Origin of the sequence: Rhizobium sp. LC145, from assembly GCF_001005825.1 — a bacterium.
Lineage (GTDB): Bacteria > Pseudomonadota > Alphaproteobacteria > Rhizobiales > Rhizobiaceae > Neorhizobium.
In genome coordinates, this window is sequence record NZ_LBHV01000004.1 from 553,942 (window position 1) to 569,180 (window position 15,239).

Sequence of the window (15,239 nt, forward strand, 5' to 3'; positions counted from 1 at the left end):
CTTATCCCTTGACTGCGCCGGCCATCAGGCCACGCACGAAATAGCGTCCGGCGACGACATAGACGAACAGCGTCGGCAGCGCGGCGAAGACCGCGGCGGCCATGTCGACATTGTATTCCTTGACGCCGGTGGAGGAGGAAACGAGGTTGTTGAGCGCCACCGTCATCGGCGATGCCTCGCCGGAAGAGAAGGACACGCCGAACAGGAAGTCGTTCCAGATATTGGTGAACTGATAGATGATGGTCACGACGATGATCGGACCGGAGCTCGGCAGCAGGATGCGCCAGAAGATCCGGAAGAAGCCCGCGCCGTCGATCATCGCGGCCTTCACCAGCTCGTCGGGGAAGGCCTCGTAATAGTTCCGGAAGAACAGCGTGGTGAAGCCGAGGCCGTAGACGACGTGGACGAACACCAGTCCCGCGGTCGAGTTTGCAAGGCCGAAAGTGCCGAGAACGCGCGCCATCGGGATGAGAACCGCCTGGAATGGAATGAAGCAGGCAAACAGCATCATGCCGAAGACGAGCTTATGGCCGGGGAAGCGCCACTTGGTGAGCACATAACCGTTCAGCGCGCCGAGCAGCGTGGAGATGACGACGGCCGGCACGACCATGCGGATCGAGTTCCAGAAATAGCCCTTGATGCCGCCGCAGGTGACGCCGATGCAGGCTTCGCCCCAGGCTTTCACCCAGGCGGCGGTCGAGGGATCGCGCGGCAGGGCCAGCATGTCGCCGGCGCGGATCTCGTCGAGCGATTTCAGCGAGGTCGTGATCATCACGTAAAGCGGCAGCAGATAAAGCAGCGCCAGAATGATGAGGCACGCATAGATGACATAGCGCGCCGTATTTGCCGAGCCTGCGCTGACGGTTTCCTGGGCGGCGCTCATTGGTGCTTCTCCCGGAGCTCGGAATAGAGATAGGGAACGATGATCGCGGTAATGCCCATCAGCATCATGACGGCGCTTGCCGAACCCACGGCCATCTGGCTGCGCGTGAAGGTGTAGGAATACATGAAGGTGGAGGGCAGTTCGGTGGCGTTGCCGGGGCCGCCGCCGGTAAGCGCGATGACGAGGTCGTAGGACTTGATCGCCATATGCGCCAGAACGATGAAGGCCGACAGGAATACCGGACGCAGCAGGGGAATGATGATGCGGCGGTAAATGGAAACCGTCGGCGCTCCGTCGATCTGCGCCGCCTTGATGATTTCGCCGTCGATGCCGCGAAGCCCCGCCAGGAACATCGCCATGACGAAGCCGGAAGCCTGCCAGACGCCGGCGATCACGACGGTGTAGATCGCCATGTCGGTATTGACGAGCCAGTCGAATTTGAAGCTCTCCCAGCCGAGATTATGCATGGTCTTTTCAAGGCCGAGGCCCGGGTTCAGGAACCATTTCCAGGCCGTGCCGGTGACCACGAAGGAAAGCGCCATCGGGTAGAGGAAGATCGGCCTCAGCACTCCTTCGGCGCGGATGCGCTGATCCATCAGGATCGCGATGAAGAGGCCTATCGCAATGCACAGCCCGATGTAGAGCACGCCGAAAATGGCGAGGTTCTTCATCGCCATATACCAGTTCGGCTGCGACCACAGGCGATAATAGGCATCGAGCCCGACCAGATCGTAGACCGGCAGGATGCGGGAACGGGTAAAGGACAGATAGACGGTCCAGAGAATGAAGCCGTAGACGAAGACGAGGATGATCGCGAAAGAGGGCGCGAGCACGATCTTCGGAAGCGTTCCGCGCAGCCTGTCCGCGAAGGAAGGCCCCGAACGGCGCTGCTCCACGACGGGAACGGGTTCAATTGTCGTCATGATGATAACCTCCGGCCTGGGACCAGATGGAGAGAGTGGCAGGCAAGCAGGAACTTGCAAAGCGGCCGGGAATATTCCCGGCCACCTCTGATGACGGATATGTCGTAAAGGACGCGATCACTGCGCCGCGGCGACGGCTTCCGGCAGGCGCTGCAGTGCCTGCTCGGTCGTGAGCTGGCCGTTGAGGTGCTGCGTCACGACGTCGAATACGGCTTCCTTGACGGCGCCGGGCTGGGCATGACCATGGGCCAGCGAACCGGCGAGCGTGCCGCCAGAAGCAGCCTCCGCAAGGTCCTTCATGCCCTTCTTGCCGCAATCGTCGAACTCGGTATCCGGAACATCTGTACGGGCCGGAACGGAGCCCTTCACGGTGTTGAAGGCAATCTGGAAGGCCGGATCCTCGACGGCCGAAGCCATCTTGAGCTGGGCGTCGCGCTTTTCTTCGCCGATATCGAACATTACGAACTGGTCGGAGTTGAAGAGCACCGAGCCCTGGGTGCCGGGAAAGCGGATGCAGACGAAATCGGTGCCTGGCTTCTTCTCGGCGCGCAGCCATTCACCCTTCGACCAGTCGCCCATCTGCTGGGCGCCGGCCTTGCCTTCGATCACGAGAGCGGTGCTCAGGTTCCAGTCGCGGCCGGAGAAGTTCGGGTCGAAATAGGTGCGCAGCTTCGACATCGTGTCGAACACCTTCCTCATCGTGTCGCCGGAAAGCGATTCCGGATCGAGCTCGATGACGGCCTTCTTGTAGAAATCCATGCCGCCGGTCGAAAGAACGACGGATTCCCAGAGCGTGCCGTCCTGCCACGGCTGACCGCCATGAGCGAGCGGGGTGATGCCCTGTTCCTTGAACTTGTCGAGCAGCGCAATCAGCTCGTCGATGTTCTCCGGAGCCTTGCCGCCGGCCTTGTCGAGCGCGGCCTTGTTGAGCCACAGCCAGTTGGTGGAGTGGACGTTCACCGGAGCAGCGATCCAGTGGCCGTCATACTTGGAGAATTCCTGGAGTGCGGCGGGGATCACCTTGTCCCAACCCTGCTGGGTGGCGAGCTCGTCGAGATTGCCGACAACGCCCATCTCGGCCCAGTCCTTGATGTCGAAGCCGAGCATCTGCACGGCGGTCGGCGGATCGCCGGAGGTGACGCGTGCGCGAAGCGCGGTCATGGCCTGGACGCCGGAGCCACCGGCAACCGGCATGTCCTTCCAGCCGACGCCTTCCTTCTGCAGGTTTTCCTTGAGCACGTTGAGCGCCGCAGCCTCACCGCCCGAGGTCCACCAGTGCAGGACTTCGACCTCTTCCTGCGCCTGCACGGCGCCTGCCGTAAGCGCGATGACCGCCGCGCCGGCGGCGAGTTTGCTGATCATTCGAATATTCATTGAGAATCTCCCTTTGCATCCGGGCTCCTCTCCGGATATCGAGTTATAACGATATAAACGCCTCGCGAGTCAACCCGGCTTCAGGATTTTTTAAGCACTTGACCGGAGTGGGAAGTCGATGAAAAAATTGGGGAAATTGGTATCTACCAATTTTTACTCGTGAATCGAGAAAAACTCCCGGCGTGTTTGTCCGGACTTGTAAAGTTTTAGGAGGTGCTCGCCCTGCGTTTCCTGGGGCGAGATGGAGGAAGACGAATGCCGTTGGAGGACCCGGCCCACAAGGGACGGCGGGCAAAACCCGAGAGCGCTCCCGACCGGATGGGAAGCGATGCGAAACCGACACTGAAAACCGTCGCCGAACTGACCGGCCTTGCCGTGACGACGGTCTCTCGCGCGCTTGCAGGAGCGCCCCAGATCGCGCTGGAAACCCGGTTGCGCGTCCGCCAGGTTGCCGAAGAGATCGGCTATCTGCCCGACCGCGCAGCACAGCGCCTTCGGACCGGCCGCACCAATGTCATCAGCCTGGTTCTCGATCCGCACGAGGAAATCCTCGGCTATGCGACCTCGATGATCAGTGGGATCACCGCGGCCCTTCGCGGCACGCCCTACCACCTGGTCATCACACCTCATTTTTCCGATCTGCCGCAGGTCGAGCCCGTGCGCCACATCATGCGCAACCGCATGGCGGACGGCATCATCTTCAGCCGCACCGAGCCCGCTGACGAGCGCGTCAAGCTGCTGGTGGAGAACAACTTCCCTTTCATCTGTCACGGCCGGACGGAACTCGCGACCCCGCACCCTTATGTCGATTACGACAATTACGGCTTCGCCTATGAGGCCGCGCGAAGGCTGATTGCCGCCGGCAGCCGGAAGCTCGCGATTATCCTGCCGCCGGAACGCTTCACCTTCGCCCACCACATGCGACACGGCTTCATGACCGCCGTGCGCGAAGAGGGAGTGGCTTTCGAGTTTGCAACAGGGATCACGCTCGACAGCAAGTCGCATGAGATTCGCGACAGCATTTTCAAACGCCTTGGAGAACCTGACCGGCCGGACGGTTTTGTCTGCGGCGGCGAAGTCTCGGCACTCGCGGTCATGGCCGCCTCCCAGGACCGTGGGCTGGAGCTCGGCAGGGACATCCGCCTCGTCGCCAAGCAGACCTCCGGCCTGTTCGACGAGATCCGCCCGCGCGTCGAGACGATCTACGAGGATCTCTCCGAGGCGGGCCTGTTGATGGGAAGACTTCTTCTGAAAAGGATCGCCGGACCTGTACCGGTGGGCGAGCTCCAGGCTTTACAGACGCTCTGAAGCAAGATGGGCCGCGCGGGTAGGCGCGGCCCATCTTATCTCAATCCTCTTCCTGGAACACGGCCTCGCGCTTGGCCTTCACGCTCGGCATGAAGACGACGACGAGAACCAGTGCGGCGAGGAAGAGGAGGCCTGCGCTGATGGGGCGCGTGATGAAGGTGGTTGCATCCCCACGCGACAGGATCATGGCTCGCCTCAGGTTTTCCTCGAGCAACGGCCCCAGCACGAAGCCGAGCAGCAGCGGCGCGGGCTCGCAGCGAAGCTTGGTGAGCACATAGCCGATGAGACCGAAGAACGCGACCGAATAGAGATCGTAGACGTTCGAGTTGACGCTGTAGACCCCGATCGAGCAGAAGGCCATGATGATCGGGAAAAGCACGTAATAGGGGATCGTCAGCAGCTTCACCCAAAGCCCGATCAGCGGCAGGTTGAGGACCACCAGCATCAGGTTGCCGATCCACATGGAGGCGATGATGCCCCAGAAAAGCGCCGGCTGCTCGGATGCGACGTTCGGTCCCGGCACGATGCCCTGGATGATCATCGCGCCGATCATCAGCGCCATGACCGGATTGGCAGGAATGCCGAGGGTCAGCAGCGGGATGAAGGAGGTCTGGGCGCCGGCATTGTTGGCCGATTCCGGCCCAGCGACGCCTGCGACCGCGCCGCGGCCGAACTCTTCCGGATGTTTGGAAACCTTCTTCTCGACCGTATAGGAGGCGAAGGAGGCCAGGATCGCGCCCCCGCCCGGCAGGATGCCGAGCACCGAGCCGATGACGGTGCCGCGCAGCACCGGCGCGATCATGCGCCTGAAATCCTCCTTGGTCGGCAACAGCCCGCTGACCTTGGCCATCAGCACCGTGCGTGTCTTCTCGCTCTCCAGATTGCGCAGGATTTCCGCGACGCCGAAAACACCGACGGCAACCGCCACGAAATTCAGGCCGTCGGAATACTCGCGGATGCCGAGGTTGAAGCGCGGCGTGCCAGTGTAGATGTCGGTGCCGACAAGGCCGAGAAGCAACCCGAGCACCACCATGGCAAGCGCCTTGACGACCGAGCCGTGCGCAAGCGCGATCGAGGAGACGAGGCCGACGATCATCAGGGAGAAATATTCCGCCGCACCGAACTGCAATGCGATTTCCGTAAGCGGCGGCGCGAAGATGGCGACGAGGAAGGTCGATACCGTGCCCGCAAAGAAGGAGCCGAGCGCGGCGATGGAGAGCGCTACCCCTGCCCGGCCGTTGCGGGCCATCTGGTAACCGTCGATAGCGGTTACGGCCGAAGAGGATTCGCCCGGCATGTTGATGAGGATCGCAGTGGTCGAACCGCCGTACTGCGCGCCGTAATAGATGCCCGCCAGCATGATCAGCGAGGAGACCGGCTCGAGCTGGAAGGTGATCGGCAGCAGCATGGCTATGGTCGCAGTCGCGCCGATGCCGGGCAGAACGCCGATCAATGTCCCGAGAATAACGCCGATGAGGCAGAAGAACAGGTTTTCAAACGAGGATGCCGTCGAAAATCCGAGTGCCAGATTGCTGAAAAGATCCATCCGCCCCTCCTAAAAATTGAGCCAGGGGCCGAAGCGCCGGAAAGGCAGGCCAAGACCGTAGCTGAACACCGCTACCGAAAAGACCGTCAGCAGCGCCGCCAGAACGAGCGCCGTCAGCGGCTTCATCCGGCTGGAAGCGAAGGAGGCGAAGAAGGCTGCCAGGAACAGCGCCGGCACGAAACCGAGGCCGCGCACGGTAAGCCCGAAGAAGATCGGCGCCGGCAGAATGAAGAATATGCCGCGCCAGGCGATCGGCCCGATCGGCTCGCCCTCCGCCCTGAATGCCTGGGCGAGGATGATGAGACCGAAGAGAACCAACGCGCCGGAGAGAACCAGCGGAAAATAGCCGGGTCCCATCCGGAAGGCCGTGCCGAGTTCGAGCTGAAACGATTGGAAGGCAAAGAAGAAGCCGAGCCCGACGAACAGAAGTCCGCAGATCAGGTTGGTCCTATCGAATTGCAAGGATTTCATGATGTCTCCGATGGGCTGGAGGAGGCACGGGGGAGGTTCTGCCCCTCACCCTAACCCCCTCCCCGCGCGCGGGGAGAGGGAACGTGCCCAATCCATCGTTCGAGGATGGCGTGACGGCGCGGCATATCCCTTCTCCCCGTCAAGACGGGGAGAAGGTGGCGGCAGCCGGATGAGGGGCAGCCGACCAGCGGAGCCTCAGTCGGCGTATTCGCCGGCCGCTTCGATCACCGGCTTCCAGCGGTTGATCTCGCCTTCGAGCTTGGCCTTCAGCGCTGCCGGGGTGGCGTCCGCTTCCGGCGAGGGCAAGGTGCCGAGTTCGGCGAAGCGAGCGACGACGTTCGGGTCCTTGAGCGCCACCTGCAGCGACTTGGAAAGGCGCTCGGTGACTTCGGCCGGCGTGCCCTTCGGCGCATAGATGCCGTGCCAAATGCCCACCTGCATATCGGGCAGGCCGGATTCGGCGACCGTCGGGATATCCTTGAGAACGTCCAGGCGCTCCGGCGAGGTCACGGCATAGGCCTTGATGGTGCCGCCCGTGATCTGCTTCGTCGTGTTCGTGGTCTGGTCGCACATGATGTCGACCTGGCCGCCGAGCAGATCGGTCATGGCCGGACCCGTGCCCTTGTAGGGAACGGTGACGAGCGGCGTCTCGATGGCGCTCATAAACAGCATGCCGCACAGATGCGAAGCCGCGCCGATGCCGGCATTGGCGACGGTGACCGTATCCTTGTTGGCCTTCGCATACTCGATCAGACCCTTGAAGTCGGTCGGTTCGAGATCCTTGCGGGCGACGATGGTCATCGGCACGTCGGTGACGAGGCCGACATATTCGAAGGCGTTCAGCGTATCATAGGGCAGCTTGCGGTAGAGCGTGGCGCTGGTCGCCATGCCGATGTGGTGCAGAAGCAGCGTGTAACCATCGGCGTCGGCCTGTGCGACGCGGCCAGCACCGAGCGTGCCGCCGGCGCCGCCGACATTTTCGACGATGATCTGCTGGCCGAGGTCCTTCGACATGGCTTCGGCAACGAGACGGGTGACCGTGTCGGTCGGGCCGCCCGCAGAGAAAGGCACGACCATAGTGATCGAGCGCTCCGGATAACCCTGCGCTCCCGCCGAAACGGAGAAGAGCGAAAGAGCCGCGAATGCGGTTGCGCCGAGAACGGCGTTGAACATTTTCATTGTGTTTCCTCCTGCGTCAAAGCCAGTGGGCGCAGCTCCTCCCGCGCCCGGCCTGGATGACCCCATTTGCGCACCATGGCAGTTTGCCGCAATCGCTACGGAGGGCAACTCCGTATTTTCCGTCCATGCGCTTTCACAGCATGGGTGGAAATGGGAACAACCTTCCCAAAGGATGGGTGGATTTCCACCCATCACCCTCTCCGCTCAGGAATCCCGGTCTTCCTGCAACACCTGCTCAGGCCCCAGCAGCTTCTTGTCGAGGCCATATTTCTGCATCTTCTCATAGAGCGTCTTGCGGGAAATGCCGAGAGATTCGTAGACCGGGCGAAGCGCCCCGCCATGCGCCGCGATCGCACCCGCGATGATGTTGCGCTCGAAGGCGGCCACCTTGTCCGCCAGTCGGCCGGCATCCGGGCGCGATGGACTGCCGGGCTCTCCCGGCCCGCTGTCCAGGCCTAGAACGAACCTGTCGGCGGCATTGCGAAGCTCCCGCACATTGCCGGGCCAATCGCGCTGGGCGATGCTCGATATCAGCTCCTGCGGCACGTCCGCATCCTCCCGGCCGTAGCGGGCGGCAGCCTCGCGCACGAGCTGGAGGAACAGAAGCGGGATATCCGGCCGCCGTTGCGCCAGCGAGGGCACATGAATGGTCGCGACGTTCAGGCGGTAGAAGAGATCCGCGCGGAACCTTCCGGCGGCGACTTCGGCTTCCAGGTCCACCTTGCTGGTGGCGATGAACCGAACGTCGAGCGGTACCGTCTCGTTCGAGCCGAGCCGCGTGATCACCCTCTCCTGCAGCACGCGCAGGAACTTCGCCTGAAGATCGACGGGCATGGAGCCGATCTCGTCGAGCAGGATCGTCCCACCCCGCCCGTGCTCGAACTTGCCGTAACGCGGCCGGAGCGCACCGGGAAAGGCACCGGCCTCGTGACCGAAAAGCTCGCTTTCGATGAGATTCTCCGGCAGGGCCGCGCAATTGATGGCGATGAAGGGGCGGTTCGCGCGCGAGCTGATGTCGTGGAGGGCCCGCGCCACCACTTCCTTGCCCGCGCCCGTCTCGCCGATGATCAGCGTATCGGCATCCGATGCGCCGATCGCCCGGATGCGGTAGCGCAGGTCCACCATGACCTGGGTACGTCCGGGAAGCCGCGCTTCGAGATCGTCGCGCTTGCCGGCCACGGCCCTCAGCCGCCTGTTTTCGAGCACCAGGCCCCGCCGATCCATCCCGCGGCGGATGATGCCCGCCAGATGCTGTGGGGTGAACGGCTTTTCGAGGAAATCATAGGCCCCTTCCCGCATCGCCTTGACCGCAAGCTGCACGTCGCCGTGCCCGGTGACGAGGATCACCGGTATTTCCGCGTCGAGTTCGCGGATCCGGTGCAGAAGCGTCATGCCGTCGGTGCCTGGCATGCGGATATCGCTGACGACGACCCCGTCGAAGCTGAAGCCGGTCAGCTCCAGCACATGGTCGGCCGTCGAAAAGGTCTGGACGGTTAGCCCGAACAGTTCCAGCGCCTGGGCGGTGGAACGGCGCAGCTCCTCCTCGTCATCGACCAGCAAAACCCTCTGCTCGCTCACTCGGCCGCCTCCTGCAGGTTCTTATCGGCGACTTCGAGCTCGATCAGGAAGAGCGCGCCGCCCTCCGGATGGTCGGAAACGCTGAGGCTGCCGCCGAAATCCTTGACGATGTTGTAGGAGATCGAAAGGCCGAGACCCAGCCCCTTGCCGATGCCCTTCGTGGTGAAGAAGGGATCGAAGATACGCTCGCGGATGGCGGCGGCCACGCCAGCGCCACGGTCACGCACGGAGACCAGGATCTTGTCTTTCACCCTTTCGGCCGAGACGGTGATGCGCCGGTCATCGAGCCCTTCCACGGCATCCGCCGCATTGGTGATGATATTGACCAGCACCTGCTGCAGGCGCACCGAACCTGCCTTGACGGGCGGAAGAGAAGGATCGAGCTGCAGTTCGAGAACCGCATCCGCCGCCTTGAGCCGGGTCGCGACGATCTCCATCGTATCGCGCAGAACATCGTCGAGGACCACCGGCCCGAGCTTCTCGTTCGGCTTGCGGGCGAAGTTGCGCAAGTGCTTGCTGATCGATGCCATGCGGTCAATGAGCGCCGAAATGCGTAGGACGTTATCGCTCGCCTCCGCCGTGCGCCCCCGCTCGATCAGCACGCTGGCCGTCTCGGCATAGGTCTTGGCCGCGGCGAGAGGCTGGTTGAGTTCATGGGAAAGAGCTGCCGACATCTGACCAAGTCCCGCAAGCTTGCCGGCCTGGATGAGATCGGCCTGGGTCTGGCGCAGCCGCCGCTCCGTGGCGCGGCGTTCGGCGATCTCCTGCTCGATGCGACTGTTGACGCGCGCAAGATCGGCCGTGCGCTCGGCGACCCGCCGCTCGAGTTCGTTACGCGCCTCCGCCTGCAGGAGCAGGCGCTCGTTGAGCCGGGCCCGGCGCTGGAGAAAGATCGTGAGCGCCAGACCCGCCAGGCAAAGCGTCAGCAGCACGGCCGCGATCGCCGTTTTCGTGCGGGCATGCACGGAATTGGTATCCATCAACACGTTGACGGTCCAGCCCGCCTCGGACATCGACTGGGAGACGACGAGATATTCCTTTTCCGCGCCGTCCTCGGCGATCGTCATGATCTGATGCCCGGCGAATGTGCCGCGCCTGACGGGAAGCTCGCGCACATAGGCATCCGCGTAACGACGGGAAGCCTCGGTGCGGGCAATTCGTTCCGGCGTCAGCGGCAGGAGGGTCGAATAGAGCCACTGTGGGCTGCCGGTCATGAAGATGATGCCTTCGGGATCGGAGACGAAGATCCTGTTGTCGCCGCCACTCCAGGAATCCTCGATCATGTCGATATCGACCTTGAAGACGATCACGCCCCTGATGATGCCATTGATCTCGATCGGGGAGCCGAAATAATAGCCGCGCTTCAACGAGGTCGTACCGAGCGCATAGAAGCGCGATTGCTTGCCGGCCGCCGCATCCTGAAAATAGGGCCGATAGCTGAAATTCTCGCCGACGAAGCTCAAAGGCTGGTCATGATTGCTGGCGGCGATGGTCTCACCGTCCATGGTCATGACGTAGATGTCGGAGGACTTCAGAAGTGCATTGATATCTTTGAGGTAAGCATTCGTTCTCGTTTTGAGATAGGGGTCGTCGGGATTTTCGATCAGAGTCTCGATATTGCCCTGGTCGGCAATCAGCGCCGGCAAGGCTTCGTAGCGTTTCAGATGACCGTCGAGCGCCGACACCGCAAGGCGCAGCGTCGTGCCGGCCTGGACCGCGGCCTCGTTCATATAGCTGCGGGCGGCGAAGTCCCTGCCGGGAAAGATCACGGCAACGCCGAGCCCGGCAAGCACGATCAAGGCTAAGAGAACGCGATGTCTCAAGAGATGACGGGCTCCTCTCCCGATTTCCGCGACACCTCCCATTGTAAATTCCGGGCCGCGGATTTCCATCTAATCTTGCGGACCGGCGAGCCGGTCAAGTGAGATACGGTCGGGAAATCCGGAGCGACAGGGCTTCAAACCCGAAATGTCGGCCTTTCCCTTGCTTGACTCGGTCGAGATTCATGATTGGATCAAGCGGAGGGTAACGCCGCGCGAAGGCGGCAAGGAGGGTCTGTGGTCTACTTGCTTGCACTTCTCATCGGCGTCGTTGCCGGGCTCCGTGCCCTGACTGCGCCCGCCGCCATCGGCTGGGCCGCCTGGCTCGGCTGGCTCGATCTTTCCGGAACCTGGCTCTCCTTCATGAGCTCGATCTGGGCTGTCGTGATACTCACCGCGCTCGCCATCATCGAACTCGTCACGGATCAGCTTCCCTCGACGCCGAGCCGCAAGGTTCCGCAGCAGTTCGGCGCCCGCATTCTGATGGGTGCGGTTGCCGGTGCTGCGATCGGCGTCGGCGGAGGTTCCTGGACAGCCGGACTGTTTGCAGGCATCGTCGGGGCGATCATCGGCACATATGGCGGGGCGGCTCTGCGTGCAAAGCTCGCCACGAGCTTCGGCAAGGACCCGCCGGCTGCCTTCATCGAGGATGCCATCGCCATTATCGGTGCCTGGCTCGTCATTGCGGCCCTGCCGATGCCGGTGGCGACATGAAGAGCTTCGACGCCATCATCATCGGTGCAGGCCAGGCGGGCCCGTCCCTTGCCGGCAGGCTCACCGCCGCCGGCATGACCGTGGCGATCGTCGAGCGCACGTATATCGGCGGCACTTGCGTCAACACCGGCTGCATGCCCACCAAGGCGCTGGTTGCCAGCGCTTATGCCGCCCACATTGCCCGCCGCGCCGACGATTACGGTGTGGTGATCGAGGGCCCGGTCAAGGTCGACATGAAGAAGACCATGCAACGGTCGCATCAGGTGACGCTGAACGCCCGCAACAACAATGAAAACTGGCTGCGGGGCATGGAAGGATGCACGCTGATCCTCGGCCATGCCCGTTTCGAAAGCCGCAACACCATCCGTGTCGGCGATGAGCTCCTGACCGCGCCGAAGATATTCCTGAACGTCGGCGGCAGAGCCGCCATTCCCGATTTTCCGGGGATCGACGACGTGCCTTACCTCACCAATAGCTCGATCGTCCTTCTGGACCGGTTGCCCAGACACCTCGCCGTCATTGGCGGCAGCTATATCGGCCTGGAATTCGCACAGATGTACCGACGCTTTGGCGCAGACGTCACCGTCGTGGAGAAGGGTCCGAGGCTGGTAGGACGCGAAGACGAAGATGTTTCGGAGGCGATCCGAGGCATTCTCGAAGCGGAAGGCATCAAAGTCCGCACTAATGCCGAATGCATCCGTTTTCGGCCGCACGAGGAAGGCGTTGCCGTCGGCGTGGATTGCACGGAAGGCGAGCCGGAAATCATCGGCTCGGATGTCCTGCTCGCTGTCGGCCGACACCCGAACACCGGCGATCTTGGCCTGGACAAGGCTGGCGTGGAAACGGATCAGCGCGGCTATATCAAGGTCGGCGAAGATCTCTCCACCAATGTCGAAGGCATCTGGGCGCTTGGCGATTGCAATGGACGCGGCGCCTTCACCCACACCGCCTACAACGACTTCGAGATCATCGCGGCCAATCTGCTGGACGGGGAGAACCGCAAGGTTTCCGACCGATTGCTCGGTTATGCCCTCTATATCGACCCGCCGCTCGGCCGCGTGGGCATGACGGAGACCGAAGCGCGCAAGGCAGGCGGACAAGTGCTCGTCGGCAAGCGGCCGATGAGCCGTGTAGGCCGCGCCATCGAAAAGGGCGAGACACAAGGTTTCATGAAGATCGTCGCGGACGCTGAGACCCGCAAAATCCTCGGGGCGGCCATCCTCGGCACCGGCGGAGACGAAGCGATCCACGGCGTGCTCGACATGATGAACGCGGGCGCGACCGTCGATGCGCTGCGCTGGGCGGTACCGATTCATCCCACCGTTTCGGAACTCTGGCCGACGGTGATCCTGGAGATGCAACCGGCTTAACCTTGCGTTTACCGCGTGTCGCTTTTCACAACCTTCTTAACAGGCCGAGCAAGGTTTTTCCCTTATGAACGGAGTTGATGTCCCTGTTCATGATGGAAACAGATGTGCGGTTTTGCTGGCTTCTTCGGTGACATATCGGCTCCGGGCGGCCCGGAGGCCCTTTTGTCCTCCATGGCGCGCGCGATCGCCCATCGCGGTCCCGATGGTCAGGGCGTATTCGCCGCGCCGGGCATCGGATTGGCGCATGTCCGCTTGTCGATCGTCGGCCTCGCCGATGGCCAGCAGCCGATGTCCAATCCTGAAGGCAACATCACGATCGCCTTCAACGGCGAAATCTTCAACTATGTGGAATTGCGCGAGGAGCTGAAGGCGCGCGGCATCCGCTTCCGCACCGGCAGCGATACCGAGGTCCTTCTGCAGCTCTACGCGATCTATGGAGACGAGTGCCTCGACCGGCTCAACGGCGACTTCTCCTTCGCGATCTGGGATGCCCGCAGGCGCCGCATCCTACTTGCCCGCGACCGCATGGGCGTGCGCCCTCTCTTCTACGCCGAGAAGAACGGCACGCTTTATTTCGCCTCCGAGGTGAAGGCGCTGTTGGAAGTGCCGGGCATAGAGGCTGAGCTTGATCCCATCGCGCTCGACCAGATTTTCACCCTCTGGGCACCCATTGCGCCACGCACTGCCTTCAAGGACATCTTCGAGCTGGAGCCGGGAGGATATATCACGATCGAGAACGGCCGGATGAATGTCCGGACCTACTGGTCGCTCGATTTTCCCGATGCAAATGATGTCGATCCAAGCGCGAACCAATCCGCAAAAGAGGAAGAACTCCGGGCGCTGCTGACGGACGCGACGCGGCTGCGCATGCGGGCCGATGTGCCGATCGGCGCCTATCTTTCGGGCGGTCTCGATTCATCGCTGATCGCAGCGCTGGCCGCACCCATGGCGCCCTCCGGCCTCAACACCTTTTCCGTGACGTTCGACAGCGAGGAACACGACGAAAGCCGCTTCCAGATGGAGATGGCGAAGGCACTCGGCACCAACCACCGCTCGATCCCCTGCCTTGCAGGCGATATCGCCGAAAGCTTCCCCGAAGTGATCCGTTTCACCGAGCGGCCGGTGCTGCGCACCGCACCGGCGCCCCTCTATCGTCTCTCCGGTCTCGTTCGGGACGCGGGCATGAAAGTGGTGCTGACGGGTGAAGGCGCCGACGAGGTTTTTGCCGGATACGATATCTTCCGCGAGGCGCGGGTCCGCCGCTTCTGCGCCCGCCAGCCGAGCTCGACGATCCGGCCGCACCTGTTCCGCAAGCTCTACCCCTATATTCCGGGGCTGAAACAGCAATCTCCCGAATACCTCTCCGCCTTCTTCGGCGCCGGCGACGAGCGGAGCGACGATCCGCTCTTTTCGCATCGCCCGCGGTTCCGCAGCACCTCGGCGGCCAAGATTTTCTATTCGGAAGATCTGCGATCCACGCTCGGCGAGTACGATGCGGCCGAAGAGCTCGCCTCGCGCCTTCCCTCCACCTTCCGCCGCTGGCACCCGCTGCATCAGGCGCAATATCTCGAAAGCCGTTTCCTGCTGCCGGGCTATATTCTCTCCAGCCAGGGAGACCGCATGGCCATGGCGCATGGCATCGAAGGCCGTTTTCCCTTCCTCGATCACCGCCTCGTGGAATTCGCAAGCCGGCTGCCGCCCGGCATGAAGCTCAAGGGCCTGGAGGAGAAGCATATCCTGCGCCGCGTCGCCAAGGATCTTCTGCCCGATCTCATCAGCCGCCGCCCCAAGCAGCCCTATCGCGCCCCGGACAGCCGTTCCTTCACCGGCGGAAGCGAGCGGGGCTATGTCGCGGAAATGCTGTCGGAGGCGGAAATCGGAGGCGGCGGTCTCTTCAACGCCCGCGCGGTATCGAAGCTTCACCGAAAATGCAGCACCCAGCCGGTCTCCGGCTTTCGCGACAACGCCGCCTTCGTCGGCATCCTCTCGACCCAGCTCTGGCTGCGGAATTTCTCGGCCGCAAGGCAGCGGACCGAAACCCGCGTGCTGGCCGCGCAAGGCAGGGGATAGACC

General features: G+C 62.7%; 12 protein-coding genes. 4 read left to right on the plus strand and 8 right to left on the minus strand.

Annotation, left to right across the window (positions count from 1 at the left end):
- Window position 1: 1 nt before the first annotated feature.
- The 3 genes from YH62_RS14240 to YH62_RS14250 form a co-directional block, all read right to left on the minus strand.
- Entirely contained in the window at window positions 2-883 is an 882-nt protein-coding gene (locus YH62_RS14240; RefSeq protein WP_046794862.1) for a carbohydrate ABC transporter permease, read from the minus strand.
- Window positions 880-1,806 carry a sugar ABC transporter permease gene (locus tag YH62_RS14245; RefSeq protein ID WP_046794863.1) on the minus strand — a complete coding sequence of 309 codons (927 nt, stop codon included), beginning with the start codon at window positions 1,804-1,806 and terminating at the stop codon, window positions 880-882. The genes YH62_RS14240 and YH62_RS14245 overlap by 4 nt, the downstream gene beginning before the upstream one ends.
- 117 nt (window positions 1,807-1,923) lie before the next feature.
- Window positions 1,924-3,174, minus strand: coding sequence for an ABC transporter substrate-binding protein (locus tag YH62_RS14250; protein ID WP_170986302.1), 1,251 nt, complete (start codon window positions 3,172-3,174; stop codon window positions 1,924-1,926).
- A gap of 261 nt (window positions 3,175-3,435) precedes the next feature.
- Between YH62_RS14250 and YH62_RS14255 the strand changes: the two genes are divergently transcribed.
- Window positions 3,436-4,488 (plus strand): LacI family transcriptional regulator, encoded by a 1,053-nt coding sequence (locus tag YH62_RS14255; protein WP_052760408.1) that lies wholly within the window; start codon window positions 3,436-3,438, stop codon window positions 4,486-4,488.
- A 40-nt stretch (window positions 4,489-4,528) separates the two neighbouring features.
- On the opposite strand, the gene YH62_RS14260 is transcribed toward YH62_RS14255, so the two are convergent.
- The 5 genes from YH62_RS14260 to YH62_RS14280 form a co-directional block, all read right to left on the minus strand.
- On the minus strand, window positions 4,529-6,034 hold the full coding sequence (locus YH62_RS14260) for a tripartite tricarboxylate transporter permease (protein WP_046794865.1): 1,506 nt from the start codon (window positions 6,032-6,034) through the stop codon (window positions 4,529-4,531).
- A gap of 9 nt (window positions 6,035-6,043) precedes the next feature.
- The gene (locus YH62_RS14265; RefSeq protein ID WP_046794866.1) at window positions 6,044-6,505 is read right to left on the minus strand and encodes a tripartite tricarboxylate transporter TctB family protein; all 462 of its coding nucleotides are present in this window, start codon (window positions 6,503-6,505) and stop codon (window positions 6,044-6,046) included.
- 195 nt (window positions 6,506-6,700) lie between these two features.
- Window positions 6,701-7,684, minus strand: coding sequence for a tripartite tricarboxylate transporter substrate-binding protein (locus tag YH62_RS14270; protein WP_046794867.1), 984 nt, complete (start codon window positions 7,682-7,684; stop codon window positions 6,701-6,703).
- A gap of 204 nt (window positions 7,685-7,888) precedes the next feature.
- Window positions 7,889-9,262, minus strand: coding sequence for a sigma-54 dependent transcriptional regulator (locus YH62_RS14275; RefSeq protein ID WP_046794868.1), 1,374 nt, complete (start codon window positions 9,260-9,262; stop codon window positions 7,889-7,891).
- Entirely contained in the window at window positions 9,259-11,055 is a 1,797-nt protein-coding gene (locus tag YH62_RS14280) for a sensor histidine kinase (protein ID WP_245282102.1), read from the minus strand. The genes YH62_RS14275 and YH62_RS14280 overlap by 4 nt, the downstream gene beginning before the upstream one ends.
- Before the next feature lie 264 nt (window positions 11,056-11,319).
- On the opposite strand from YH62_RS14280, the gene YH62_RS14285 reads away from it, so the two are divergent.
- The 3 genes from YH62_RS14285 (at window position 11,320) to asnB (ending at window position 15,236) form a co-directional block, all read left to right on the plus strand.
- The gene (locus YH62_RS14285; RefSeq protein WP_046794870.1) at window positions 11,320-11,796 is read left to right on the plus strand and encodes a DUF4126 family protein; all 477 of its coding nucleotides are present in this window, start codon (window positions 11,320-11,322) and stop codon (window positions 11,794-11,796) included.
- A complete protein-coding gene (locus YH62_RS14290) occupies window positions 11,793-13,166 on the plus strand; it encodes an FAD-containing oxidoreductase (protein ID WP_046794871.1) in 1,374 nt (457 codons plus the stop codon). Before YH62_RS14285 ends, YH62_RS14290 begins: the two co-directional genes overlap by 4 nt.
- 102 nt (window positions 13,167-13,268) lie before the next feature.
- A complete protein-coding gene (gene asnB / locus YH62_RS14295) occupies window positions 13,269-15,236 on the plus strand; it encodes an asparagine synthase (glutamine-hydrolyzing) (protein WP_046794872.1) in 1,968 nt (655 codons plus the stop codon).
- Window positions 15,237-15,239 lie beyond the last annotated feature (3 nt).

Bases quoted from the DNA above. Each gene is read 5' to 3' on its own strand.
- YH62_RS14240 (WP_046794862.1), bottom strand. From the start codon at position 883: ATGAGCGCCGCCCAGGAAACCGTCAGCGCAGGCTCGGCAAATACGGCG.
- YH62_RS14245 (WP_046794863.1), bottom strand. From the start codon at position 1,806: ATGACGACAATTGAACCCGTTCCCGTCGTGGAGCAGCGCCGTTCGGGG.
- YH62_RS14255 (WP_052760408.1), top strand. From the start codon at position 3,436: ATGCCGTTGGAGGACCCGGCCCACAAGGGACGGCGGGCAAAACCCGAG.
- YH62_RS14260 (WP_046794865.1), bottom strand. From the start codon at position 6,034: ATGGATCTTTTCAGCAATCTGGCACTCGGATTTTCGACGGCATCCTCG.
- YH62_RS14265 (WP_046794866.1), bottom strand. From the start codon at position 6,505: ATGAAATCCTTGCAATTCGATAGGACCAACCTGATCTGCGGACTTCTG.
- YH62_RS14270 (WP_046794867.1), bottom strand. From the start codon at position 7,684: ATGAAAATGTTCAACGCCGTTCTCGGCGCAACCGCATTCGCGGCTCTT.
- YH62_RS14290 (WP_046794871.1), top strand. From the start codon at position 11,793: ATGAAGAGCTTCGACGCCATCATCATCGGTGCAGGCCAGGCGGGCCCG.
- asnB (WP_046794872.1), top strand. From the start codon at position 13,269: ATGTGCGGTTTTGCTGGCTTCTTCGGTGACATATCGGCTCCGGGCGGC.